The sequence below is a fragment of the Chromatium okenii genome, from assembly GCF_002958735.1.
GTDB classification, from domain to species: Bacteria; Pseudomonadota; Gammaproteobacteria; order Chromatiales; family Chromatiaceae; genus Chromatium; species Chromatium okenii_A.
Window position 1 is genome coordinate 412263 of record NZ_PPGH01000034.1, and the last position, 26029, is coordinate 438291.

At 49.4% G+C, this 26029-nt stretch carries 20 protein-coding genes and 2 pseudogenes; 8 read left to right on the top strand and 14 right to left on the bottom strand.

Annotation, left to right across the window (positions count from 1 at the left end; translation table 11 throughout):
• Positions 1-41: 41 nt before the first annotated feature.
• Positions 42-5345 (top strand): SwmB domain-containing protein, encoded by a 5304-nt coding sequence (locus CXB77_RS07985; protein WP_146108762.1) that lies wholly within the window; start codon positions 42-44, stop codon positions 5343-5345.
• A 132-nt stretch (positions 5346-5477) separates the two neighbouring features.
• On the opposite strand, the gene CXB77_RS07990 is transcribed toward CXB77_RS07985, so the two are convergent.
• Positions 5478-5696: a hypothetical protein gene (locus tag CXB77_RS07990; RefSeq protein WP_172452592.1), complete on the bottom strand. Its 219-nt coding sequence runs from the start codon at positions 5694-5696 to the stop codon at positions 5478-5480.
• 13 nt (positions 5697-5709) lie between these two features.
• On the opposite strand from CXB77_RS07990, the pseudogene CXB77_RS07995 reads away from it, so the two are divergent.
• Both CXB77_RS07995 and CXB77_RS08000 read left to right on the top strand, forming a co-directional pair.
• Positions 5710-6108 (top strand): annotated as a pseudogene (locus CXB77_RS07995) (IS1 family transposase); the annotation flags it as partial.
• A 256-nt stretch (positions 6109-6364) separates the two neighbouring features.
• Positions 6365-6505, top strand: a pseudogene (locus CXB77_RS08000) (IS1 family transposase); the annotation flags it as partial.
• Positions 6506-6740: 235 nt separating this feature from the next.
• Here CXB77_RS08000 and CXB77_RS08005 read toward each other — a convergent pair.
• Genes CXB77_RS08005 through CXB77_RS08015 form a run of 3 tightly spaced genes read right to left on the bottom strand, consistent with a single transcriptional unit; the run spans position 6741 to position 9580 of the window.
• Positions 6741-7442, bottom strand: a complete 702-nt coding sequence (locus CXB77_RS08005; protein ID WP_242445551.1) for a TIGR04211 family SH3 domain-containing protein — start codon at positions 7440-7442, stop codon at positions 6741-6743.
• Positions 7439-8365, bottom strand: a complete 927-nt coding sequence (gene argF / locus CXB77_RS08010) for an ornithine carbamoyltransferase (protein WP_105073459.1) — start codon at positions 8363-8365, stop codon at positions 7439-7441. Before argF ends, CXB77_RS08005 begins: the two co-directional genes overlap by 4 nt.
• 12 nt (positions 8366-8377) lie before the next feature.
• Positions 8378-9580: an aspartate aminotransferase family protein gene (locus tag CXB77_RS08015; protein ID WP_242445552.1), complete on the bottom strand. Its 1203-nt coding sequence runs from the start codon at positions 9578-9580 to the stop codon at positions 8378-8380.
• A 370-nt stretch (positions 9581-9950) separates the two neighbouring features.
• On the opposite strand from CXB77_RS08015, the gene trkA reads away from it, so the two are divergent.
• From trkA to ribD, 5 genes are read left to right on the top strand one after another with little or no spacing between them, the layout of a single operon-like run.
• Positions 9951-11360: a Trk system potassium transporter TrkA gene (trkA, locus tag CXB77_RS08020; RefSeq protein ID WP_105073461.1), complete on the top strand. Its 1410-nt coding sequence runs from the start codon at positions 9951-9953 to the stop codon at positions 11358-11360.
• Between the two features lies 1 nt (position 11361).
• Positions 11362-12816 (top strand): TrkH family potassium uptake protein, encoded by a 1455-nt coding sequence (locus CXB77_RS08025; protein ID WP_105073462.1) that lies wholly within the window; start codon positions 11362-11364, stop codon positions 12814-12816.
• A gap of 26 nt (positions 12817-12842) precedes the next feature.
• Positions 12843-13892 (top strand): glycosyltransferase family 9 protein, encoded by a 1050-nt coding sequence (locus CXB77_RS08030; RefSeq protein ID WP_105073463.1) that lies wholly within the window; start codon positions 12843-12845, stop codon positions 13890-13892.
• On the top strand, positions 13873-14952 hold the full coding sequence (locus tag CXB77_RS08035) for a glycosyltransferase (RefSeq protein ID WP_105073464.1): 1080 nt from the start codon (positions 13873-13875) through the stop codon (positions 14950-14952). Before CXB77_RS08030 ends, CXB77_RS08035 begins: the two co-directional genes overlap by 20 nt.
• A complete protein-coding gene (gene ribD, locus CXB77_RS08040; RefSeq protein ID WP_105073465.1) occupies positions 14952-16082 on the top strand; it encodes a bifunctional diaminohydroxyphosphoribosylaminopyrimidine deaminase/5-amino-6-(5-phosphoribosylamino)uracil reductase RibD in 1131 nt (376 codons plus the stop codon). Before CXB77_RS08035 ends, ribD begins: the two co-directional genes overlap by 1 nt.
• Positions 16083-16106: 24 nt before the next feature.
• Here ribD and CXB77_RS08045 read toward each other — a convergent pair whose 3' ends face one another.
• From CXB77_RS08045 to CXB77_RS08085, 10 genes are all read right to left on the bottom strand, one after another.
• Positions 16107-17828, bottom strand: a complete 1722-nt coding sequence (locus CXB77_RS08045) for a hypothetical protein (protein ID WP_197711026.1) — start codon at positions 17826-17828, stop codon at positions 16107-16109.
• Between the two features lie 5 nt (positions 17829-17833).
• Positions 17834-20269 carry a hypothetical protein gene (locus tag CXB77_RS08050; RefSeq protein WP_197711027.1) on the bottom strand — a complete coding sequence of 812 codons (2436 nt, stop codon included), beginning with the start codon at positions 20267-20269 and terminating at the stop codon, positions 17834-17836.
• Between the two features lie 50 nt (positions 20270-20319).
• Positions 20320-22116 (bottom strand): V-type ATP synthase subunit A, encoded by a 1797-nt coding sequence (locus CXB77_RS08055; protein ID WP_105073467.1) that lies wholly within the window; start codon positions 22114-22116, stop codon positions 20320-20322.
• A 7-nt stretch (positions 22117-22123) separates the two neighbouring features.
• A complete protein-coding gene (locus CXB77_RS08060; RefSeq protein WP_105073468.1) occupies positions 22124-22768 on the bottom strand; it encodes a V-type ATP synthase subunit E in 645 nt (214 codons plus the stop codon).
• A gap of 2 nt (positions 22769-22770) precedes the next feature.
• Complete coding sequence (locus CXB77_RS23695) at positions 22771-22944, bottom strand: hypothetical protein (RefSeq protein WP_347338081.1); 174 nt, start codon at positions 22942-22944, stop codon at positions 22771-22773.
• The gene (locus CXB77_RS23700) at positions 22944-23132 is read right to left on the bottom strand and encodes a hypothetical protein (protein ID WP_347338082.1); all 189 of its coding nucleotides are present in this window, start codon (positions 23130-23132) and stop codon (positions 22944-22946) included. The genes CXB77_RS23695 and CXB77_RS23700 overlap by 1 nt, the downstream gene beginning before the upstream one ends.
• A 10-nt stretch (positions 23133-23142) precedes the next feature.
• Positions 23143-23589 (bottom strand): ATP synthase subunit C, encoded by a 447-nt coding sequence (locus tag CXB77_RS08070; protein WP_105073469.1) that lies wholly within the window; start codon positions 23587-23589, stop codon positions 23143-23145.
• Between the two features lie 70 nt (positions 23590-23659).
• Positions 23660-23899, bottom strand: a complete 240-nt coding sequence (locus CXB77_RS08075; protein ID WP_105073470.1) for a hypothetical protein — start codon at positions 23897-23899, stop codon at positions 23660-23662.
• Positions 23896-24093, bottom strand: coding sequence for a type II toxin-antitoxin system HicA family toxin (locus CXB77_RS08080; protein WP_105073471.1), 198 nt, complete (start codon positions 24091-24093; stop codon positions 23896-23898). The genes CXB77_RS08075 and CXB77_RS08080 overlap by 4 nt, the downstream gene beginning before the upstream one ends.
• 13 nt (positions 24094-24106) lie before the next feature.
• Positions 24107-25984, bottom strand: coding sequence for a V-type ATP synthase subunit I (locus CXB77_RS08085; protein ID WP_431520715.1), 1878 nt, complete (start codon positions 25982-25984; stop codon positions 24107-24109).
• Between the last annotated feature and the right edge of the window lie 45 nt (positions 25985-26029).

Below are 26029 nucleotides of genomic sequence, written 5' to 3' on the forward strand. Positions count from 1 at the left end.
AGTGGCTCACCTTAACAAAACTAGCCGTTAGGACGCAAACTATGGCAACTAAACCATTTACCGCAAACGCGGATCCAAGAGTTGGCACCCCGGGCGCTGACAAGTTTGATGGATTAGGTGGTGATGACACCATTTCTGGAATGAGTGGTAACGACACGCTCATTGGCGGTCTTGGTGATGATTCGCTCAACGGCGGCGTGGATAACGATACCCTTATTGGCGACAAAGGCACAGATATTCTAAACGGCGACAGTGGCAATGATTCGCTCAACGGCGGTGCTGAAAATGACACTTTAGATGGTGGCAATGGGAATGACAGTTTGGATGGTGGCACTGGCGCTGACATGATGACTGGCGGTGATGGTGACGATTTATATTGGGTGGATAACGCTGCTGATAAAATCATTGAGGGCGAGTTAGGCGTCGAAACGGTGATTAGCGCAGTGAGCTTTACACTCGGCGCGAATCTCGAAAATCTTACCCTGCTGAAAACGGGAATGACCGATTTAACGGGAACGGGTAATGAGCTGAATAACATTATCATTGGTAATGCTGGCAATAATTATCTGGATGGTAAGGCAGGTGATGATCAATTGCATGGTGGCCCTGGAACTGCCGACGATACGTTAGACGGTGGCACTGGTAAGGATACGTTGACAGGCGGTGATGGCAATGATACGTATAAAGTGACCAATACGAATGAAGATATCATCATCGAAACAGCTAAAGATGGTGATCAGGATGTGGTGGAAAGCAACGTCACCTATGAGTTGGGCAATTATTTGGAGATGCTGACGCTCACAGGAACTGCCGCTATCAATGGTAAAGGCAATGCAGTTGCGAATGCCATTACCGGTAACGATGCCGCTAATACCCTGAAGGGTTATGAGGGCAACGATACGATTTGCGGGAATGATGGTGATGATAAAATTGATGGCGGTGAGGGTAATGATGAGATCGACGGTGGTGGCGGTTATGACATCGCTTTCTATCAATTGGGTCAAGAAAACTACACGGTTCATAAGGATGATGAAGGAAAGTGGACGGTCGAGTACATCGGTTCTGATAGCAAAAAAGATGAGGGCAAGGATTCAATTATTGGCGTGGAAGCATTCGATTTTGCCGGTGTGAAAATGGAGATTCCCGATCATGGCGGAGAGCTTCTGCCAACGGACACCACGCCGCCAGTATTTGATTCAGCTACCGTCAGCGCCAAAACGCTGGTGCTCACTTATTCCGATGACAACGCGCTCGATGATGTGAATAAACCAGCGACCACTGCGTTCAAAGTGACGGCTGGTGGCGTGGTCAATGCGGTTAAAACGGTGGCTGTGAATGCTGATGCGCACACTGTCACGCTCACGCTGACGAGGGCGGTAACAGCCAGCCAAGCGGTGACAATCACTTACGCCGATCCGACGGGCGGCGATGATGACAACGCGATTCAAGATGTGGCGGGCAATGATGCCGCCAAGCTGGTGTCTAACATCGCACCAGCAAATCAAGCGCCGGTTATCACGCCCAAAACTTATACCGTGTCTTCCGATACGCCAGCGGGTCGAGAAGTGGCGCGGTTAAATACGGTGATCAGTGATGCTGATGGCAAGGTGGTCAAATATGCGATTACCGCCAATAACACTGATCTTGACCGTGACGGCAAAGCTGCATTTTTATTGAATGCCAGTACTGGTGTTTTGACTGTAAATGATGTCAATGATCTGGCTTTATCTACCAGTCCTTTCGCTCTAAAAGTGCAGGCAACTGATGATGACGGCGCAACTGCTTCTGGAACAATTACCGTTAAAGTGACGGCACCAGCAAATCAAGCGCCGGTTATCACGCCCACGACTTATACCGTGTCTTCTGATACGCCAGCGGGTCGAGAAGTGGCGCGGTTAAATACGGTGATCAGTGATGCTGATGGCAAGGTGGTCAAATATGCAATCACCGCCAATAACAATGATTTTGACCATGACGGCAAAGCTGCATTTTTATTGAATGCCCGCACTGGCGTCTTGACCGTAAATGATGTCAATGATCTGGCTTTATCTACCAGTCCTTTCGCTCTAAAAGTGCAAGCAACTGATGATGACGGCGCAACTGCTTCTGGAACAATTACCGTTAAAGTGACGGCACCAGCAAATAAAGCGCCGGTTATCACGCCCACGACTTATACCGTGTCTTCTGATACGCCAGCGGGTCGAGAAGTGGCGCGGTTAAATACGGTGATCAGTGATGCTGATGGCAAGGTAGTTAAATATGCACTCACTGCGAATACCACTGATTTTGATCGCGACGGCAAAGCTGCATTTTTATTGAATGCCAGTACTGGTGTTTTGACTGTAAATGATGTCAATGATCTGGCTTTATCTACCAGTCCTTTCGCTCTAAAAGTGCAGGCAACTGATGATGACGGCGCAACTGCTTCTGGAACAATTACCGTTAAAGTGACGGCACCGGCAAATAAAGCGCCGGTTATCACGCCCACGACTTATACCGTGTCTTCTGATACGCCAGCGGGTCGAGAAGTGGCGCGGTTAAATACGGTGATCAGTGATGCTGATGGCAAGGTGGTCAAATATGCAATCACCGCCAATAACACTGATTTTGACCGCGACGGCAAAGCTGCATTTTTATTGAATGCCAGTACTGGTATTTTGACTGTAAATGATGTCAATGATCTGGCTTTATCTACCAGTCCTTTCGCTCTAAAAGTGCAAGCAACTGATGATGACGGCGCAACTGCTTCTGGAACAATTACTGTCAACGTGACGGCACCAGCGAATAAAGCGCCAAGCGCTGAAAATGATTTTGCTGAAACGAGTGCCAATACCACCGTGCAAATCGCAGTGTTAGCAAATGACAGCGATCCTGATGGTGATTTTCTGACGATAACGAATATCTCCCCGACGGAAAATGGTGAGGTTGAAATTGTCGCTTTTGAGGATGGAAAGCAAGGAATAAGTTATACACCGTGGGGCAGTGGTTTTACTGAAATCATTAGTTACACCATCGAGGACGGTAATGGCGGAACGGCTACAGCGGAGGTGACGATTGAGGTGTTGATACCAACCTATGCTCTTTTTGCCAATACGTATTCGGTTAACGAAGGTGAATGGGCAACTTTCACCGTTAATACAACCAACGTAGCTGATTACACAATGTTGACATACACCCTAAGTGGTGTTGATGCGGCGGACATCGCTGATGAAAATCTGGACGGCGATGATAACGCCCTGACTGGTATGACAACGGTGATTGAAAACATGGCAACGATTGCGGTTATTTTGGCTGCTGATGAATTCACTGATGGCGAAGATGTGCTGACGGTGATGTTGGATAACGGCAGCGCTGCTAATTACATCGTTGTCAATGACACCAGTATTACACCGCCAGCAACCTATGCTCTTTTTGCCAATACGTATTCGGTTAACGAAGGTGAATGGGCAAATTTTACTGTTAATACAACCAACGTAGCTGATTACACAATGTTGACGTACACCCTGAGTGGTGTTGATACGGTGGACATCGTTGATGAAAATCTGGACGGCGATTATAACGCCCTGACTGGTATGACAACGGTGATTGAAAACATGGCAACGATTGCGGTTATTTTGGCTGCTGATGAATTCACTGATGGTGAAGATGTGCTGACGGTGATGTTGGATAACAGCGATGCTGCTAACTACATCGTTGTCAATGACACCAGTACTACACCGCCAGCAACCTATGCTCTTTTTGCCAATACGTATTCGGTTAACGAAGGTGAATGGGCAACTTTCACTGTTAATACAACCAACGTAGCTGATTACACAATGTTGACGTACACCCTGAGTGGTGTTGATACGGTGGACATCGTTGATGAAAATCTGGACGGCGATTATAACGCCCTGACTGGTATGACAACGGTGATTGAAAACATGGCAACGATTACGGTTGCTTTGACCGCTGATGAATTCACTGATGGCGAAGATGTGCTGACGGTGATGTTGGATAACGGCAGCGCTGCTAATTACATCGTTGTCAATGACACCAGTATTACACCGCCAGCTACCTATGCTCTTTTTGCCGACACATATTCAGTTAACGAAGGTGAATGGGCAACTTTCACTGTTAATACAACCAACGTAGCTGATTACACAATGTTGACGTACACCCTGAGTGGTGTTGATACGGTGGACATCGTTGATGAAAATCTGGACGGCGATTATAACGCCCTGACTGGTATGACAACGGTGATTGAAAACATGGCAACGATTGCGGTTGCTCTGGCTGCTGATGAATTCACTGATGGCGAAGATGTGCTGACGGTGATGTTGGATAACGGCAGCGCTGCTAATTACATCGTTGTCAATGACACCAGTATTACACCGCCAGCTACCTATGCTCTTTTTGCCGACACATATTCAGTTAACGAAGGTGAATGGGCAACTTTCACTGTTAATACAACCAACGTAGCTGATTACACAATGTTGACGTACACCCTGAGTGGTGTTGATACGGTGGACATCGTTGATGAAAATCTGGACGGCGATTATAACGCCCTGACTGGTATGACAACGGTGATTGAAAACATGGCAACGATTACGGTTGCTTTGACCGCTGATGAATTCACTGATGGCGAAGATGTGCTGACGGTGATGTTGGATAACGGCAGCGCTGCTAATTACATCGTTGTCAATGACACCAGTATTACACCGCCAGCTACCTATGCTCTTTTTGCCGACACATATTCAGTTAACGAAGGTGAATGGGCAACTTTCACTGTTAATACAACCAACGTAGCTGATTACACAATGTTGACGTACACCCTGAGTGGTGTTGATACGGTGGACATCGTTGATGAAAATCTGGACGGCGATTATAACGCCCTGACTGGTATGACAACGGTGATTGAAAACATGGCAACGATTACGGTTGCTTTGACCGCTGATGAATTCACTGATGGCGAAGATGTGCTGACGGTGATGTTGGATAACGGCAGCGCTGCTAATTACATCGTTGTCAATGACACCAGTATTACACCGCCAGCTACCTATGCTCTTTTTGCCGACACATATTCAGTTAACGAAGGTGAATGGGCAACTTTCACTGTTAATACAACCAACGTTGCTGACGGCACAATGTTGACATACACCCTAAGTGGTTATGGCATTGATGAGACAGATATTGCTTATGGATCGTTGGAAGGCAGCATAATGATTGAGGGTGGCTCTGGTTATATTTCAGTAGAACTGGCAAATGATTTCGTTGATGAAGGAGGAGAGGAAATACTCACGCTCACTGTGCTCGATTATTTAGGCGTATGGCCTTCTGCTAGTGTCACTGTTTACGATAGCTGGTAATCAGTTCTTCTAAAAAAACCCCGCTGTTAATGGCGGGGTTTTAACATCTCGTTTAAGTTGTAAATACTTTTCTCACTATGCAGATTAATAAAGCGACAAATCTGCATTTTTACCAATCTTGACAACGACATATCAAAATAATGCCGGTTGCGCGTTGTCAGTGATCGCCAGCGCCGCTTTTTTGAAATTCAAACCGCCAGCGGCGAGATCAGGATAACGTGGGTATTCGGTTTTCTTTAATAAGCCTTCAATCGTTAGAATTTGCAACCGAGGATAACGCTGTGCGGAAAACATTGGCGCAGCATAAAAACCAATGGCGGTGGCTTCACTCAGCATTGGTTGAGTTGACACAGTCAAGGTCACAAATAAACAATGGATTTGGTTGGCGATCGATACTCGTACACGTGAAATTGTTGGCGCGTACATTGGAGATAAAAGTGAGAAATCTGCACGTGGATTATGGAATTCTTTGCCTCCTGTTTATCGCCAATGCGCAGTAAGTTATACCGATTTTTGGGCAGCTTATGGAATGATATTTCCATTGAAACGCCATCGTGCTGTTGGCAAAGAAAGCGGACGAACAAATCATATTGAGCGATTGAACTGTACGTTTCGGCAACGCATCTCTCGATTAGTGAGAAAAACCTTAGCATTTTCTAAAAAACTTGCTAACCATATCGGAGCAATTTGGTATTTTATACATCATTATAATGCAACGCTATTAACCAGAAAAATAGGCAGAGTTCGCAACTCTACCCTATAGATATGATCACCACACCCTATTTGAATCATTCGATGATTTCAAGTTTGCCTGTCAATCGTTTTTTAGTAACGCAAATCAATACCACGATGAAATACTGTCGTTAATGAGTGATAAGTTCGCTATTATCAGAGATTAAGAACCGAAAATCTGATATAGTCAATCCAGCATAAAACGACATCTAAAACCAGCGTAACACTTTGTTTTGCAGGGATTAAATTCGATAAATCTACTTTAGATCAACTATATTAACTTGGTATATACCGATTTTTGGGCAGCTTATGGAATGATATTTCCATCGAAACGCCATCGTGCTGTTGGCAAAGAAAGCGGACGAACAAATCATATTGAGCGATTGAACTATACGTTTCGGCAGCGCATCTCTCAATTAGTGAGAAAACCCTAGGAGTTAAGCAGTTGAAAACTTAACCTACTAATTTTTGTGAAAACGCAATTATACAGTGCACAAACCAGTTTCAATAAAATCAGGTATTTATAAATCCAACTGCGTAACTCCTAAAACCTTATCATTTTCTAAAAAACTTACTAACCATATCAGAGAAATTTGGTATTTCATATAGTTTGACAGGCAATAAAAAACCCCGCTATAAACGGGGTTTTTATTTCAGGAAGAGCTAAAAACTACTCCAATTGCTTTTCCGTCTTCGGAATGATAAATGCGGAAAAATCAACCCAATTAACATGCCACCAATTAACACGCCAGCACCAATGAGAAACCATCGCTGTTGAATTTGATGCGTGACATCACTGTGTTTTTGGAGCAATTCTTCTCGCTCGCGGGTTAATTCGCTAACTTGAATTCGCAGCCGGTCGCGTTCATTGGTGATTTCCAGCACATTTGAAGAAGCATGGCGAATGGTTGCCAGCTCCTGTTCTAATGCCTGTTTTGCTTCTTTTAATGATTGCGCCGTTTCGGTTAATGAAGCATGTTCTGTTTCCAAAGCCGATAACTTTGCCGACAGTGCTTCTGGTGCTTGCTGCAATTCAGTTAAACGCGCCTGCATTTCCGCCAATTGAGTGCGTGTTGCTGCTTCTTTTTGCAATTGATTTGTCAGCACATAACCCTGAGTGCCATTTTCAATACGCACTCGGGCGTATTCGCTTTCTTTATTGACACTGAGCACTTCTAATGGCGTTCCGCTTTCAAGCATTCGCACAATCTTATAACGTGCACTTTCACCAGCGCGGAGCGGAACCTGAAGTTGATCGGTCACGTATTGGGTTTCAGCCTGCACTATTGCGCCATTCAATGCGCTGCCGAGCATGAGGATGAATAACCACCAAAAGCGTCTTATGCGCTGTTCTCTGAATATCACGATGCGGGTCTCAATAAGAATTCAAGTAATGCTTTCTGCGCGTGCAAGCGATTTTCCGCTTCATCCCACACCACTGATTGCGGGCCGTCAATCACTGATGCAGCTACTTCTTCGCCGCGATGCGCGGGCAAGCAGTGCATAAACAGCGCATCGCCGGCTGCTCGCGCCATCACGTCATCGTTGACTTGATACGGCGCAAATAATGCCTGCCGCTGCGCCTGTTCTTCTTCTTGTCCCATGCTTGCCCAAACATCAGTTGACACCAGATGCGCACCGGCGGCTGCTTCTGCCGGATCGCGGATGATGGTGCAATGATCGGCAGCGGCAGCGAGCAACGCTGCATCCGGTTCAAAACCTTCCGGGCAGGCAATGCGCAGTTCAAAATCAAACAGTTGTGCTGCTTCCATAAAGGAATGACACATGTTGTTGCCGTCGCCGATCCACGCCACGCGCCGCCCGCGAATGTCGCCGCGATGCTCGTGATAGGTCTGCATATCCGCGAGCAATTGGCAGGGATGACAGCGGTCGGTCAAACCGTTAATCACCGGCACACTGGAATAAGCGGCGAAACGCTCCACCGTGTCCTGTTTGAAAGTGCGGATCATCACTGCGTCCACCATCCGCGATAACACGCGGGCGCTGTCTTCAATCGGTTCACCGCGTCCGAGTTGCGTATCACGCGGCGATAAAAACAGCGCATGACCGCCGAGTTGCACCATTCCCGCTTCAAAGGAAACGCGAGTGCGCGTGGAGGATTTCTCGAAAATCATCGCCAAAGTGCGATGGGGAAACGGGCGATAAATCTCGCCGCGTTTTAACTGGCGTTTGAGTTCGCTGGCGCGAGCAATCAGTGTTCGCGCCTCCAGCGGACTCAAGTCAAATAGGGTTAAAAAATGCCGACAAAGCGTTGGCTTGGCGTCCATGAGATCACGTCTCTATTGGTGGAATGATGCGGAAGTGGCGCTGAGAAATTGACCAATCAGATGCGTGAGTTTCTGCACGAGTTGTTCCGCTTCCGGTTGCGCCAAAATCAGCGGCGGTAGCAGCCGAATCACGCGCTCCGCAGTCACATTAATCAACAATCCAGCGTCCAGTGCCGCATTGACCAATTCACCGCAGGGACGATCCAGCTCAATGCCGAGCATCAAACCACGCCCGCGAATTTCGACCACTCCGGGTTGATGTTTCAGCGCAGCGCGAAATGCGGTGAGCAGCGCTGCACCCTGAGACGCTGCGTTGTCAATGAGTTCTTCATTTTCAATGGTTTCGAGCACTGCTCGTCCCACGCGACACGCCAGCGGATTACCGCCAAACGTGGAACCGTGTGCGCCGGGCGTGAACACTTCAGCCGCAGCACCACGAGCGAGACAGGCGCCGATCGGAACGCCATTGCCGAGTGCTTTCGCCAGCGTCATCACGTCCGGCTTGATCCCAGCGTGTTCGTGGGCAAACCAGCGTCCGCTGCGTCCCATACCCGTTTGAATTTCATCGAAAATCAGCAGCCAGCCCTCACGGTCGCACAATGTACGCAAACGCGGCAAATAATCCTCAGCAGGAATCCGAATGCCGCCTTCACCCTGAATCGGCTCCACCATGATCGCCACGATGTTTGAGCGATTAGCAGCAGCAATTTCAATGGCTTCGATGTCATCGTAGGGAACGCGAACAAAACCCTGCACCAGCGGCTCAAACCCGGCTTGTACCTTGCGGTTGCCGGTGGCAGACAGCGTGGCGAGAGTGCGCCCGTGAAAACTGTTTTCCATCACTAAAATGGCTGGATTTTCAACGCCACGCCGATGTGCGTAGAGCCGCGCCAGCTTGATCGCTGCTTCATTCGCTTCTGCGCCGGAGTTGGCAAAAAACACGCGATCCATGCCAGCGCGTTGCGTCAGCAGTGCGCCCAGCCGCTCCTGTTCGGCAATGTGGTACAGATTTGAGGTGTGCAGCAATTGTCCGGCCTGCTCGCAAATCGCCGCAGTCACGGCAGGATGGGCGTGGCCGAGTCCGCACACTGCAATGCCTGAAAGCGCATCCAGATATTGCTTGCCAGCGGTGTCCCACAACCACACGCCATCACCGTGTGCAAAGGTCACTGGCAAACGTTTGTAGGTGGCCATCAAGGATTCGTAACTGTTCATTAAAATCTCTGCTTTTCTAGTAAAGTGTCGAATTTTATAGCAATTTAACGCGGTTTGAACCTTGCGGTCTCTCACGAAGCAGTGCTCTCGCTGACCAACTGATCACTCGATTCGGAAAACAAAAAAGGCGGTTTCTCTGCTTAGGAAACCGCCTTGATCGTAGGGCGGAATATAACGTGAAAACCGCGCTTGGCACAAGAATTTGCCTGCCGTGATTGACCAATGATGTCAACAGATTGCGAGCGCGTTCACAGTTGTTGCCAATACGCAATTTCAGCGCAAAGTGCGTTAATGATAGGCAGCCAGCAGACAGCGCGTTAGCATCAATGATTGATCTCCGTGCCGTAACCTCGAATAAGAGCCTTAAATTGTGAAAATCATCATTTTGGGTGCTGGTCAAGTAGGCAGTTCAGTTGCCGAGAGCTTGGTTTCTGAAGCGAATGAAATCAACGTGATTGACACCGACACCCGTCGCTTGCGGCAATTACAAAATCGACTTGATCTGCGCACCGTCATTGGCAATGCCGCGCTGCCTTCGGTATTGCGACAAGCTGGCGCAGAAGACACCGACTTGTTAATTGCGGTCACACAAAGCGATCAAACCAATCTCTGCGCCTGCCGCACTGCCGACACGCTATTCAAAATTCCCACCAAAATCGCTCGGTTACGTTCAGCAGACTATAGCCGGCATCCCGAATTGCTCGACGCTAAAAACTTTGCGGTAGATTTCAGCATCTGCCCAGAACAGATCGTCACCGATTACTTGCTGAAACTGATCGAATTTCCAGAAGCGTTGCAGGTGCTTGAATTTGCTGATGGCATGGTGAGTTTAGTCGCAGCACGAGCGGTCGAAGGCGGTCCGTTGGTTGGACATCCGGTCAGTGATTTGCGCCGCCACATGCCGGAAATTGACGCTCGTATTGCCGCCATTTATCGCCGCGATCAACCCATCATGCCCGACGGCAACACGCGGATTGAGGCTGGCGACGAGGTGTTTTATCTCGCTGCGACCCGCGACATGCGGCAAGTGATGACCGAATTGCGGCAAAGCGACCAACCCACGCGACGCATTATGATTGCGGGTGGCGGCAACATCGGTTCGCGGCTGGCCGAAGTCGCGCAAGAACGCTATCAAGTTAAAGTGATTGAATCGCAAGAACAACGAGCCCGCGAACTGGGTTCATTATTGGATCGAGCGCTGGTATTGGCAGGCGATGCCACCGATGAGAATTTGTTGATTGCGGAAAACATCGACGATATGGACTTTTTTCTGGCGTTAACCAATGACGATGAAAACAACATCATGGCTGCGCTATTAGCAAAAAATCTCGGTGCGCGGCGTGTATTGGCATTGATTAATCGCCGTGCTTATGCCGATTTATTACAAGCAGATCGGATTGATATTGCGATTTCACCAGCGCAAGTTTCCATTGGTTCATTGCTGGCGCATGTGCGACGTGGCGATGTCGCAGCAGTGCACAGTTTGCGGCGCGGCGCAGCGGAAGCACTGGAGTTTGTCGTACATGGCGATGCGTCTACTTCTCGCGTTATTGGACGACATATCAGTGAGTTAGAGCTGCCAAGAGGCGCGAGTATCGGCGCAATTGTGCGCGGAGTCAGTCAGGATACACCCGGCGCATCACTGCATTTAGGTCAAGTGTTAATCGCACACGGTGACACGTTAATTGAACCGGAAGATCACGTTATTTTATTTTTAGCCAGCAAGAGCTTAGTGCCAAAAGTGGAACGTTATTTTCAAGTCGGACTGGCGTTTTTCTAACATGCGTGCACTTTTATCTGTAATGAACGTACTGGGATACCTGTTAATGGTATCAAGTCTCACCTATCTGCTGCCTATTATATGCGCATTGATTTATCAAGATGGAACACTCTTCACCTTTGTAATTAGTTTAATCGCCTGTCTTGCGGTAGGTAGCGCAATTACTTTAGCAACCCATAAATACCGCACGGAATTAAAAGCACGAGACGGTTTTATTTTAGTCACGCTGTCTTGGGTATTGATTTCAGCGATTGCCACCGTACCGTTGATGCTGCATTCACACATGTCATTCACCGATGCGTTTTTTGAAATGATGTCTGGGCTAACCACCACTGGCGCTACGGTAATGGTCGGATTGGATACGTTAGCTCCTTCAATCAATTTGTGGCGACACGCCATCAGTTGGCTCGGCGGCATGGGTATCATTGTATTAGCGGTCGCAATTTTACCGATGCTCGGCGTAGGTGGAATGCAGTTATTTCGTGCCGAAGTACCGGGACCAATTAAAGACGCCAAACTCACTGCGCGTATTGCTGACACTGCCGCAGTGTTATGGGTGATTTATTTAGTATTAACGCTCGCTTGTATTATAGGACTGTGGTTAGCGGGAATGAGTTGGTTTGATGCGATTTGTCATGCTTTTGTGGCATTAAGTTTAAGCGGCTTTTCCACCCGTGATGCCAGCGTTGGCGCATTTGATTCACCTATTATTGAAGCAGTGTTAATTTTTTTTATGGTGTTAGCTGCGCTCAATTTTGCAACACATTTCACCGTGTGGCGCGACCGCAGTTTGAAAGCCTATTGGCGTGATACAGAAGCACGAGGCGTATTCGCAGTGCTGTTTTTTAGCTGCATCGGCTGCGCTGCTTATCTCTGGTTCAATGATGTCTACGCCAGCTTTTGGACAGCACTGCGTTTCGTCAGTTTTAATTTAGTTTCAATTGCCACTGACTGCGGTTTTGTCAATACTGACTACGCGCTGTGGCCAACATTCGTACCCTTTTGGATGCTCTTTTTATCTTCTATTACCGCCAGCTCTGGTTCTACTGGTGGAGGAATTAAGATGATTCGTACCCTTATTTTAGTGCGCCAAAGTGGACGGGAATTAACTCGGCTATTGCATCCGGCAATGGCAGCGCCAGTTACGGTAGGCGGAATGATCATTCCCAATAGCGTTGTAGTCGCTATTCTCGGCTTCATCTTTTTATATTTTATGAGCATTGTTGCGATGACTTTTTTGCTCATTTTCGGCGGATTAGATTTTATTTCCGCACTCACCGCAGTTATCGCTTGCATCAATAATGCGGGACCTGGTCTAGGCGTGGTTGGTCCGGCAACCAATTACGGCAGCTTGACCGATTTTGAGACTTGGGTTTTGAGCTTCACTATGCTATTGGGACGGCTCGAAGTCTTTTCACTGCTTATTCTATTCACACCGATGTTTTGGCGGAAATAAATCCGCTTCAATCGCAAATTTAAATCATGTCCACGATTCTTTTAATTCGTCTCAGCGCCATCGGCGACATCGTGTTTGCCTCGCCGTTAATTGCCGCATTGCGCCGCGCTTATCCGAATGCACGAATTGTCTGGTTGGTACAAGCGGAATATCGCGCTTTACTCGATCATCATCCCGATTTAGATGATGTTATTGCCTGTCCGCTGCGCCACTGGCGGCAACTGTGGCGCGAGCGGCATTTTGGCGCATTGCTGCGCAGTATTTGGGTGCTGCGAGCGACGTTGCAGAGCTACAACGTTGATTTAGCAATTGATCTTCAGGGTTTACTAAAAAGCGGGCTGCTCACTTGGCTGTCCGCTGCCCGCGAGCGCATCGGGCTCGGATCACGCGAAGGCAGTCAGTGGCTGATGACGCGCACCGTGCCACGCGGCGGCATCGCCCGTCAGATCGGTTCGGAATATCGTTATCTCGCCGAAACGCTGCATTTGCCGACCGACGACTGGGCAATGGCGGTGCATTACAGCGCGACCGAAGCTGCGTTTATCGCCGATATGCTCGTTGAAAAGCGCATCACCCAGAGTTACGCGGTGCTGTGTCCGTTCACCACGCGCCCGCAAAAACATTGGTTTGAAGACCGCTGGCTGGCGCTCGCAGCGCGGTTGCACACGGAATTGGGATTAACGCCGTTGCTGCTCGGTGGTGCGGCAGAACATCTGGCAGCAACGCGGATGACGGCAGCGAGTAGCGGACAACTGGTTAATTTGGTTGGCAAAACCAGCCTCGCCGAAGCCGCAGCGTTGATTGACCAAGCCGCGCTGGTGATCGCGGTAGACACGGGTTTGGGGCATATCGGCATCGCGCTGAATACGCCGAGCCTGTTGCTGTTCGGCTCCACGCGCCCGTATCTCGACACTGGACGCACCAACGCGCAGGTGCTGTATCACGCGCTGCCGTGCTCGCCGTGCAAACGCCATCCGACCTGCGACGGCAAGTTTGACTGTCTGCGTCAGATCAGCGTTGATACCGTGATTAACACCGCTAAATGGTTGATAAAAAATGAAAATCCTTCACGTTGAAGCGGGTCGTCATCTGTACGGCGGCGCGTTGCAGGTGCTGTATTTACTGCGCGGACTCGCTGCTCGCGGTCATCACAATCTGCTGGTGTGTCCACGCGGTAGCGCGTTGGCGGAAGCTGCTGCGCCAGTGGCGGAAGTGCATCCGCTGGCGCTGCACGGTGACGCGGACGTATTGATGATTGGGCGACTGTGGCGGCTGATTCGCGCCACTCAGCCAGAATTGGTGCATCTGCACAGTCGGCGCGGCGCGGACGTATTCGGCGGAGTGGTAGCGCGACTCGCTGGAGTGCCGGTGATTCACACGCGGCGCGTTGATAATCCCGAACCGCGCTGGCGCGTGGCGCTGAAATATCGGCTGCATGATCGCGTGATCGCCATTTCTGAAGGCATTGCTAACGTGCTGATTGCTGAAGGTTTACCGGCGGAAAAACTGCGGATGGTGCGCAGCGCCGTTGATTGGCAACAGGACGCGCCAGCCTGCAACCGCAACGCCATTCGCGCTCAACTCGGTGTGCCGAATGACGCGCTGCTGCTTGGCGTGATTGCGCAATTGATTCCGCGCAAAGGTCATCGGTTTTTGCTCGCTGCGTTGCCGGAACTGCTCGCTGCGCATCCGAATTTGCAAGTGAAATTTTTTGGGCAAGGCGCACTGGCGCAGGAATTACAGCGCCAGATCGACGCTGCCGGATTGCGTGAATGTGTGCAACTTGCAGGCTTTCGTGCTGATTTAGCGGAGATTTTGACGGCGCTCGATGTCGTCGTGCATCCGGCACTGATGGAAGGATTGGGCGTATCGCTGCTGCAAGCTGCCAGTGCCGGAGTGCCGATTATTGCCAGCCGCGTCGGTGGCATTCCAGAAGCAGTGCGCGATGGCGAAAATGGCGTACTCGTTCCGCCCGGCGATGTTGGCGCGTTGCGCGATGCGATTCACGCATTGTTGGCAGATTCCGCCCAGCGCCAGCGATTTGGTGCAAACGGGCAAGCGTTAATGGCACGGGAGTTTTCAATCGACGCAATGGTTGAAGGCAATGTCGCGGTGTATCAGGAATTGACAACGTAATGAAAGACATGCACTCAGATCACGCGCTGATGGCGCGAGCACTGCAATTGGCCGAACGCGGGCGCTACACGACCGATCCGAATCCACGGGTCGGCTGTGTGCTGGCGCATGACGGGCACATCGTCGGCGAAGGTTGGCATCAACGCGCCGGTGAAGCACACGCCGAGCGGCTGGCGCTCGCGCAGGCTGGTGAAACTGCATGTGGCGCAACCGCTTACGTCACGCTGGAGCCCTGTTGTCATCACGGGCGCACTCCGCCGTGCACCGAGGCGCTGATTGCAGCGGGCGTAGCGCGGGTGGTGTGTGCGATGAGCGATCCCAATCCGCTGGTGGCTGGGCAAGGTCTCGCGCAGTTGCGCCAAGCGGGAATTGCGACCGATAGCGGTCTTTTGGAAACCGAAGCGCGGGCATTAAATCCCGGCTTTATCAAACGGATGGAGCAGGGTTTGCCGCGAGTGCGCTGCAAATTGGCGGCGAGTTTGGACGGACGCACGGCGCTGGCGAATGGCGAAAGTCAGTGGATCAGTTCAGAAGCGTCGCGGGGCGATGTGCAGCGATTACGCGCCGAAAGTTCGGCGATTATGACGGGAATCGGCACGATCTTGGCGGACGATCCCAGCTTGAATGTGCGCCTGAGTGCTGCCGAATTGTCGGAAACGGCAACGAATGCGCCGGTGCGCCAGCCGCTGCGCGTGGTGGTTGATAGCCACTGGCGCTTGCCACTCGATGCGCGGCTGTTGCGACTGCCCGGCGAGACGCTGGTGATTGGCGTTGCGGATGCGCCCAAACGGATTGCGGCACTGCAAACGGCTGGGGCGCAGGTTTTTCGATGCGCAGCGCGGAATGGGCGAGTGGATTTGCTGGCGCTATTGCACGAGCTGGCGCAGCGTGAAATCAATGAGGTGTTATTAGAAACCGGCGCAACCTTATCGGGAACGATGCTGGCTGCGGGATTGATTGATGAATTGGTGCTGTATTTAGCGCCGCATGTTATGGGCGATATGGCGCTGGGATTATTTCAATTACAGCAATTGATCGCAATGAAGCAACGCATTAAATTAGTATTTACCGAAGTGCGACATATTGGAACGGATATAAGAATTCGCGCACGTCCGCAAAAATTGTGTTAATCAATCATTGCATGAATTACCGATTCAATTTGAATGATCTACTTCCGCTTTTAAGAAACCCAATTCATACACCAACGGCTGCAACTTTTCACTCAAGGCTTTATACGCCACTTCAAAAGCCGTAAAACTCACCGGCGCGTCATAATCACCGCTATCATTACGCTTTTTCAAAGCGTTGCGAAGTTGATACCAGCCAACATCAGCGCGATTTAATTTTAATTCACGACGCACAGTGTGATTATCAATTTGCGCAAAATATGCTTGCCAGAGTTTTTTGCCTTCTGCGAGCACCGCTGCCGCTTCAATTGATTGCACTTTAGCTTGCAAATAATTCGCCATAAAATTAGATTCAAAACGTTCTGGCGCATTCACTTCTTGTTCCATAAAGGGAATAAAATGATTGACGATTGACCACGTTTTGCCATTCCATTCTAAACCATCAGCACTGGCAGTGAGATTGCTGCCACTAAACAGCATCCAGATTAAACAGTCATTTTTAAATTCATCGGTGAGTTCGGCAGTCGGTTGCAGAAACTGATCGCGGTCATTCAACCACGTCGGTTTAATCAATCGGCGCACTGAAAAGATAATCGCTGCTTGCCAGAGATTATCGGGATTGATATAAAATCCATTACCTCCGCCATAAGGCGATGAAAATAAAACAGTTTGCTGGGTTGCATGTTGTATGTCATTAACTCCGCAATACATATAAGCAATTGCTTTATCTGACCAAGTTGATACTCGTGCATTCCCTATTGTAGCAACAAGTGCATTCTTCAATGGGATAACTTCAACCTTGTTGGCTCTTGGACGTTTTAACCACACATTCAAAAACCGCTCATTCGGCAAATGATAAAATTTCTTTTCACCAATTGGTTGTGTTTTTTTATCAAAAACCTCAACTGAAATCTCAGTAATCGACTTTTTATTTTTGGCAGTTTGATTTGTTTTCCACACTAAAAAGCCAATTGGAAAATTACCTTTCAAGCCATCAAATGCTTTGCTATGCACCACAAAGCCACCCAGATATTCAGCACTCCAAACCTGTCTAAATTTCTCAAAGTTGGGCGCGTTGACGTATTTCAGTTTGCTGAATATCGCTATCGTTGCAGTTGGAATTTCTAGCGCAATTCGTGCTAAACACTGCGTAAATAATTCATTGCTGGCTTTACCGTAATGACTCATTGCTACAGCGGCAAGTTTTGTTTTTGCGACACCTGTTTTATTTTTAGCACCAGCGCCAATTGCCGTATTATCGGTATTTGTTGCTTCTGCATACGGCGGATTAATTAACACCAAAATCTTTTTACCTTCTCGAATGGCATCGCGCAAACTTTGCGGCATTTTATTCGTGAGACCGTAATCAATGTTGCCATCATCTGTGATGTCATCGTTTAAATAATCGTATTGAAAACGCGTTGCTGCAACACAGGTTTTCGTTGCCCGCATCACATCAATATCTGCAACATCCAACGTACTCATAAACAGATTGCGATGATTGGAATGCTTCACTTCCAAATTGCCAACGCCGCAGCACATATCCCAAACCAGATAGTTTTTCTGCCAGTTTTTTCCCAACACCTCGGCGAGTTTATTATAAGCCCGATCCACGACATTGAGCGGCGTGTAATACGCACCCTTAAAGCTGCGTTCATTCAGTGGAATTAAGCTATCGCTGTTTTCTAATAAACAACGCGTCGGCATTTGTGTATTGTAAAAGGCTTTAGAATCAGTCGCTGTTATCATATTTTTCAACGTTTCAAAAAGCCCAATTCATACACCAGCGGCTGCAATTTCTCGGTCAAGGTTTTATATGCCAATTCAAACGCAGCAAAATTGACCAGCACATCATAATCACCGCTATCATTGCGCTTTTTCAAAGCGTTGCGGAGTTGATACCAACCAACATCAGCGCGATTTAATTTTAACTCACGGCGCACGGTATGATTATCCACTTCCGCAAAATAGGCTTGCCAGAGTGTTTTCCCTTCAGCAAGCACCGCTGTTGCTTCCGTTGACTGCACCTTATCTTGTAAATAATTCACCATAAACTCAGATTCAAACTGCATTGGTGCGTTGACCTCGGTTGCCGTGAACGGAATAAAATGATTAACGATTGACCACGTTGCGCCATTCCATTCTAAATCATCGGCGCTGGCAGTGAGATTGCTGCCGTTAAACAACATCCAGATCAAGCAATCGTGTTTGAATTCATCACTGAGTTCACCAGTTGGTTGCAAAAATTGATCGCGGTCATTTAACCAAGTGGGTTTCACTAAACGGCGCACGGCAAAGATGACAGCGGCTTGCCAAAGATTGTCGGGATTAACATAAAAGCCATGCCCGCCACTGTATACAGAAGAAAATAAAACCGTTTGCTGGGTTGCATGTTGTATGTCATTAACGCCGCAGTACATATAAGCAATCGCTTTATCTGACAAAGTAGAAATCCACGCCTTGCCAGTCGTCGGCACGATTGCATTCTTTAATGGGATAACTTCAACCTTGTTGGCTCGCGGACGTTTTAACCACACATTCAAAAACTGTTCATTCGGCAGATGATAAAACTTTTTTTCGCCAATTGGTTGGGTTTTTTTATCAAAAACCTCAACTGAAATTTCGGTAATCAGCTTTTTCTTTTTGGCGGTTTGATTCGTCTTCCACACTAAAAAACCAATCGGAAAATTGCCTTTCAAGCCATCAAATGCTTTGCTATGCACCACAAAGCCACCGAGATATTCAGCGTTCCAAACCTGTCTGAATTTCTCAAAGTTGGGCGCGTTGACATATTTCAGCTTGCTGAATATCGCTATCGTTGCCGTTGGGATTTCTAACGCAATTCTGGCTAAACATTGCGTAAATAATTCGTTGCTGGCTTTACCATAACGACTCATTGCAACGGCAGCAAGTTTAGTTTTTGCCACGCCTGTTTTATTCTTAGCACCTGCGCCGATTGCAGTATTATCAGCGTTGGTTGCTTCTGCATACGGCGGATTGATTAACACCACAATCTTCTTGCCTGCGTGAATTGCATCACGCAACGCTGGCGGCACTTTATTGGTCAAGCTGTAATCAATTTTGCCGTCATCAGTAATATCATCATTCAAATAATCATATTGAAAGCGCGTGGCAGCAACGCAGATTTTCGTTGCCCGCATTACATCAATGTCCGCAACGTCTAACGTGCTCATAAATAAATTGCGGTGATTGGAATGCTTGACTTCTAAATTGCCGACGCCGCAACACATATCCCACACGAGATAATTTTTCTGCCAGTTCTTTCCCAATACCTCAGCAAGTGTGTCATAAGCGCGATCCACGACATTGAGCGGCGTATAATATGCGCCCTTAAAGCTGCGCTCATTCAACGGAATTAAACTATCACGCCGTTCCAGTAAATAGTTACGATGTTCTTCTTGCGGCGGACGGTGATAAATTGCCCAAAACCGGCGATACCCTTCTTTATTGCCTAGTTCACAAACCTTGCCATCCAACATAAATGCTGGTTTATTTTTTACAAAAATTAATTTAGCGGGAATTTCTTGATAAGAAGACACCGTTCCGTCATTCATTATGTCGGCAAAAAATAGCAGCGCATAATCATCGGCGCTGACACCTTCAATCTCAGTGCCAATCATCGTTACCCATTTATCAAATACCTGTTTCAAATTATCCGGCGTGATTTGAATCCGAATAATTTCACCGGTTTGAATCGCTGCCTTAATTGTCGCAATGAATTCATCTTCGTGGGTTGCCAAACGGAATGAAACAAAATAGGTTCCGATATACGCTGAGACTGCCTCCAGTGCTTCTGGCGTATATTTGCTGGCTGATTTACCCCATTTAATCGTCTTCTTAGCTAAAAACGGCAGCACATCTGCGCTTTTCATTACCGCAGCTTTTTCGGTATCAATCACGGCTAAAAACGGCGGAATGCGCTCACCTTTATTCAACGCATCCTGCACATAATGCAGCAACTGCGTAAACATCGCATAACTGGAATGTTTGCCCGTATCTTTCGCTTCAAACCAGATTTCTTTGGTTTGAATATCAATTAAACCCTTGGTATAACTTTTCAAGCCCAAGGCGTTGATATACGCATCTTTAACATCTTCTTCACTGCGCACTTGTTGCAAATCAGCGTATAGCGTCATCAGTAGATTATCCAATTGATCTGATGTATTCAAAAAAAACCCCCTTGATGCAGGGGGCTTTTGATCAACAGGGGGTTAATGCCTCACGCCGGTTCACCCTGTTTAGCGTATTCAATCCGAATAGATTCCATTGCCTGATCAACCTCGCCACGGAACGCTTGAATCTGCTCCAATTGTTCGCTGGAATACATGGATTTAATGCGGCGCATTTTTGCCAGCAAGGGCAGATTCTGTAATTCAGAAATCGGGACGCCAAGTTTAATTAACGCTTCGCCGCGTTTATAAATGGTGATGGCTAAATCCAGTATCGCATATTGTTTTGCAGGTGAACAAAAGGTGTCAATCTCATCGAGGGCGCTTTGTTGCAATACGCCTTCTTTAATTAACGACGCGCCTTCTAATTCCCAACGCTGCGCACTAGAAAGTGCTTCGGGTCCAACCAAATTCACAATGCGCGACAATTCCGCATCTCGTGCCAATAGCGCCAGCGCCGTTGCGCGTCGCTTTTCCCAATCGGGATTTATTTCTTTATGCCACCATTGCGCGGCAGTGTGCACATGACCAGAAAAACTCGTCACCCAATCAATTGATGGATAATGACGTGCATCTGCCAATTCTTTTGATAACGCCCAAAAGGTTTCAATAATATCTTTCGTATGACTGGTGACGGGTTCCGAGAAATCGCCACCGGGCGGCGAAACCGCGCCAATTAACGTGACCGAGCCAATGCCTGCGTCGTAGGTTTCCACCCGCCCAGCGCGTTCATAAATCGCCGCCAGCCGCGAGGCGAGATACGCCGGATAACCTTCTTCCACCGGCATTTGCCCCAACCGCCCAGACACTTCGCGCAGCGCCTCCGCCCAGCGACTGGTCGAATCCGCCAGCATCACCACGTCATAACCCATATCGCGGTAATACTCGGCCATCGTCATGCCGACGTAGACCGACGCTTCTCGCGCCACCACCGGCATGTTGGAGGTATTGGCGACCAGCAACGTGCGCTCCATCAATTTGTGCCCGGAGTAGGGATCGTCGAGCTGCGGGAAAGTTTCGAGCACGTCCACCAGCTCGTTGCCGCGTTCGCCGCAGCCGACATAAATCACGATGTCGGCATTCGACCACCGCGCAATCTGCTGTTGCACCACGGTTTTTCCCGCACCAAACGGACCAGGCACTGCGCCTTTGCCGCCTTTGACTTGCGGGAAAAAGGTATCAATCACGCGCTGCCCAGTAATCAGCGGCGAAATGCCATCGTCGCGGCGCACATAAGGACGTGGTTTCCGCACCGGCCAGCGGTGATACATGTTGAGGGAATGCGTTACGCCTTTGCGATCAAGCACCTGCGCAATTATAGTTTCAATCGTGTAATTGCCCGCTGGCGTGATTTCTGCGAGTTCGCCGCTGATGCCCGGCGGAACCATGATGCGATGCACGACGGTGTGCGTTTCCTGCACCGTGCCCAGCACGCTGCCGGGGTTGAGTTTCGCACCCAGCGCCAGCGTCGGATTCGGTACAAATGCCCATTCTTTTGTGCGATCCAACGCCGGAACGCTGATCCCGCGTCGAATATAATCGCCAGATTCTAAAGCGATTTTTGACAGTGGACGCTGCACTCCGTCGAAAATTCCGCCCATCAATCCGGGACCGAGCTCCACCGACAGCGGCCAGCCCAATCCAACTGCTGGCTCGCCGGGGCGCACACCGTCCGTCGATTCGTAGGTTTGCACCACTGCCTGCTGCCCGCGCAGTGAGATCACCTCGCCGAATAAACCGAGTTCGCCAATTTTGACCTGTTCGCCGCTGCGCACACCGGGCAAATCAATGGTGACAATTGGACCGTTGATGTCGCGGATAACGCCGATTCTCTTGATTTCGCTCATCATTTAATCATCCGGTAAAGAGAGAGCCGGTTTCAAAACCACCCGGCAGCAGGCGCTCCAAAATGGTTTGCTGAATGCGCGGACGCAATCGCGCCAGCCGCCCTTCAAACGTTTGATCAACGCGAATGCGCTCGTCAGCACTGGCAATCAACGCGCCGCCGAGCGTGTCCAGCGCATTTGTAGCGAGCGTCGCAGTTTTGCCTTCCGGCAGCGCCGCCGTCAGTTCTTCCCAACGCTCGGCGAGCTGGCGCTGATCTGCTGCGTTGACCGCAATCGTCAGTTCGGGCGCTTCAATCAGCGCCACTGCTTCCAGCATCAACCGCTCCAGCCATGCCTGATAACTCGGCGCATCACTCATAAAGGTGCGCATTCGCTCGGTCAGCATCTGCTCCACTTCTTGCACCAAATCCCAGCGCACCTGATCCAAATGGGTTTGCAGCTTCAACTCGCTGGCTTGCACCTGCTGGCGAAAACTGCGCTCCGCCAATGCTTTCGCGGTGCTTTCCTCACGGGATTCGCGCAGCCGCAACCGCTCCGCTGCCTCGCGCAAAATGCTGTCACGGCTGCGCCCAGCGCGGTCGCGGAACTCAGTCGCCAATCGTTCGGCGCGAGCCAAAATCGCTCGCTCTAATTCGTCTACCTGATTCCCCATCTCTATCGCTCTCCAGTGGAACTGGCTTGAAGGGTGGCTGCGCCAAACAGTGCCGCGAGACGATTTGCCACCTCGCTGGCTAATTTCGGCGGCGCATTGAGCGCGGGAATGGCGATCACCACGATTCGTCCGCCTTCGCGCAGTACCCGTTGCAACTGTGGAATGTCCTGAGCCATCACCGCATCATCAACCACCAAAACGCCTTGGTCTGACTGCGTTGCAATTCACGCAGCAGTTGATCGACATCGCGGAGTGCGGGATTTGGATAGGTCTCGAAACCGATCAACCGAAAGCCATCGGCGAGGCACTCCTCACCAAGAAACAGCAATCGCGTCGGGTCGCCGAGTGGATGCACGCTGTCCATCGAACGGCGCTCAACCGAGCTTGTTCAGCAGCAAGATACTCATGACCAAGCCATAAATGGCGATACCTTCGGCGAGACCGAGGAAAATCAGCGTCCGTCCGAGGGCTTCTGGGCGCTCCATCACCGCTGCGAGCGACGCCGCGCCGATTGGACCCACTGCGATGCCGGCGCCAATCGTTGATAAACCAGTCGGAATACCGACGCCGAGAATGGCCAAACCCATGCCAATTGACATTTCTGGCGCAGCCGCAACGGTTTCCACCTGCGCCATTGCGTCAGAAATCCCCATGAATAACAAACCGAGTTGCGCACCAACGAAAACCACCAATTGGGTGCTCATTGCTGGGCGATACCAACTGCGAATACGGGTGGCGAATGCGGGGCGGAATTCCAGTGCAATACCGGACAGAATTAAACCAAAAATTGCGACAGACATCAGTGCAACGAGCCAATACATAACATGCTCCAGTTAAGTGTTTAATAGACAGCGAAGTTGTTATTTATAAACAACGAGATTACTCCATTTTTTATGCCACCTGCTGCAAAAAATGCGCAACATCCTTACCCGAAGTGGGTGGTGGAAGAGAACGGTGTTCAGCATGATAAAGCGCGATGATTTCATCAACAATTTGGCAGAGTTCAGCAAAAACCAGTTGCTCATTATCACCGTGACAACCGCCAAACATTAAACCCGGACAACTGCCTACATAGCAGGCATCTTCTACAGACCATTCGACAATTTTGAGATAACGATCGGCATCTTTCATTGCTGTGATTCTTTAATGGCTTTTTGAACCGCTTTGATAAGGTATTGTTGAGCATCATCTCCATATTGTCCCGATACAGTAATTGGTTTAATCATTTTCGGGTGAATATAATTTCGATGACTGCCTTTTCCACCACGATCGCTAAATCCTGCTTTTTCAAGAGCAGCGATCAATTCACGAATTTTTGGCGGCACTGAAATTATCGACTCAATTTACCACTGTTTTCCGCCGCAATTGCAGCGGTGCAAACGCATGACCATCGCCGGAGAAATAGCGCGAAAAACCTTCGTAATACTGTAACCGCATGACTTGAATCATCACGATGCCGCCTTCCAATACCAGAATAAAGATATTGCCGAGAATGAGCGTCACGATATGCCCGAATACGCCCATCATGTCGGCGAGGGTAAAAATTGCCAGTGCCAGCGCGACGTGATTTAAGCTAAACGCGGAAACACGCAGAAAAGACAAGGTGTTAGAGAGATAGACGATGATCGTGTCCAATGTTTCAATCACGACCACTAATATCTTTTCGCCTGTTGGCGCATTAAGGTGATGCCATTGAAAAGCCGCAAGCGCCAGCAGCGTGATAATCGCCAAAATACTGGGCAATGTTCCGAATGAGCCAGCAGTCGCTAATCCATAACCGCCAGTTAAAAAGGCGAGATAGAAGAGTAAATTGATCACGCCATGTCGCTCAAATACTGCGCCAATCACGTCGCCTATTACGAGCCGGTTATAAATGCCGAGTAGACAGGCAACGATAATAAAAATAATGCCCCAACCCAGTGCGACTTCGAGCATTAAAATCGGATCATGCAGCGGTGACATCCACCATGCAGAGATGATGTCTTCATAACCAAATATGCTGCCGAATAGTAATCCAAATAACATGGATGAAATGCCAGCGAATACGCCGAATAGATAAAAATCTGGCAATTTATGCCGCGCCCAATACGCAGCGCCCGCAATGACTGCGCCGTGTCCAAGATCGCCGAACATCATTCCGAACATTAGTAAAAAAGTCGCTGCAAACAATGGCGTGGGATCAATTTCACCATACGCCGGAATTCCATATTGCTTGACCAATAAGGCAAATGGCGCGAGCCAGCGGCTTTTTAGCGGCACGGTGGGAACCAATTTGCGTTCGTCTGGGCGCGGATTACGCCAGCTTAAATCAAAGGGTTGTGTGAGCGATTGGCGCAACTGTCGTTTCAACGACGCTACTGCTCGCGCCGGAACCCAGCCGGCAAGATGCGCCAACTGTCCAGAACTGCGCAGCGCGGAATCCAAAGTCACCAATGGTTCTGCCAGCATCAGTGTGTGTTGCGCTGCCAGCAGTTGTTCACGAAATGGTTCGCCCCACTGTTCGAGGCGCGTGTGTAGCGCCCGCCGTTGTTCAGCAATGGCGAGCCGGTGCGCCGCTAAATCTTCTAGTAATTCAGCAGGTTTGCGATCTAGTTCTGCTGGAATCGGCAGATTTTGAAATCCCGCTGCCGCCAGCAGTGGCGCGAGCGGCGCATCGTGATCGGTCGGTCCGACAATGACGATCTGCGCTTGATCGTCTTGTTGTTTATAAATCAACAGAATGTGTCCGGCGAGCTGAACCGCACCTTCCAATTGGCGGAGATTCTCACGCGGTACCAATCCGACATGAAACGCCAAAAAGCGTGTTTTATTGTGCAGCAGGCTCAAATCAATGTTGAGATGCGCGAAATTTTCCAGTGCGGCCAATTGCTCTTTAATCAGCCGCTCGGCGTCGTCGAGTTGCCGAAATTCTTCCTCATAACGCGAGGCGTCATTCCAGAGCGCCCCGAGCTGGGCGTTGAGTTCGCACAGTTCGGCAAACGTCACGACACGCACTGCGGCGAGTTCTGGCGCAGCGGTCAATGGCAATAAACGGGTGATTTTAGTGAGGCGTGATTGCGCTTGACTGAAGGTGTCGCGGTAAGTGCGCCCGGGCAATTCATCCAACCGCGTCTCGGTCGGTGGGCGCGTGTCTGGGTGAAAACTCAGGGTTTTGGCCAGCGCCAGCGACGCCTGCGGCAAATCCTCAGTCAAGACCAGTAAACGGACGTGTTTCATCAACATGGCAAAATCGCTCGCGTGGTCATGGATAAACGCTATTTG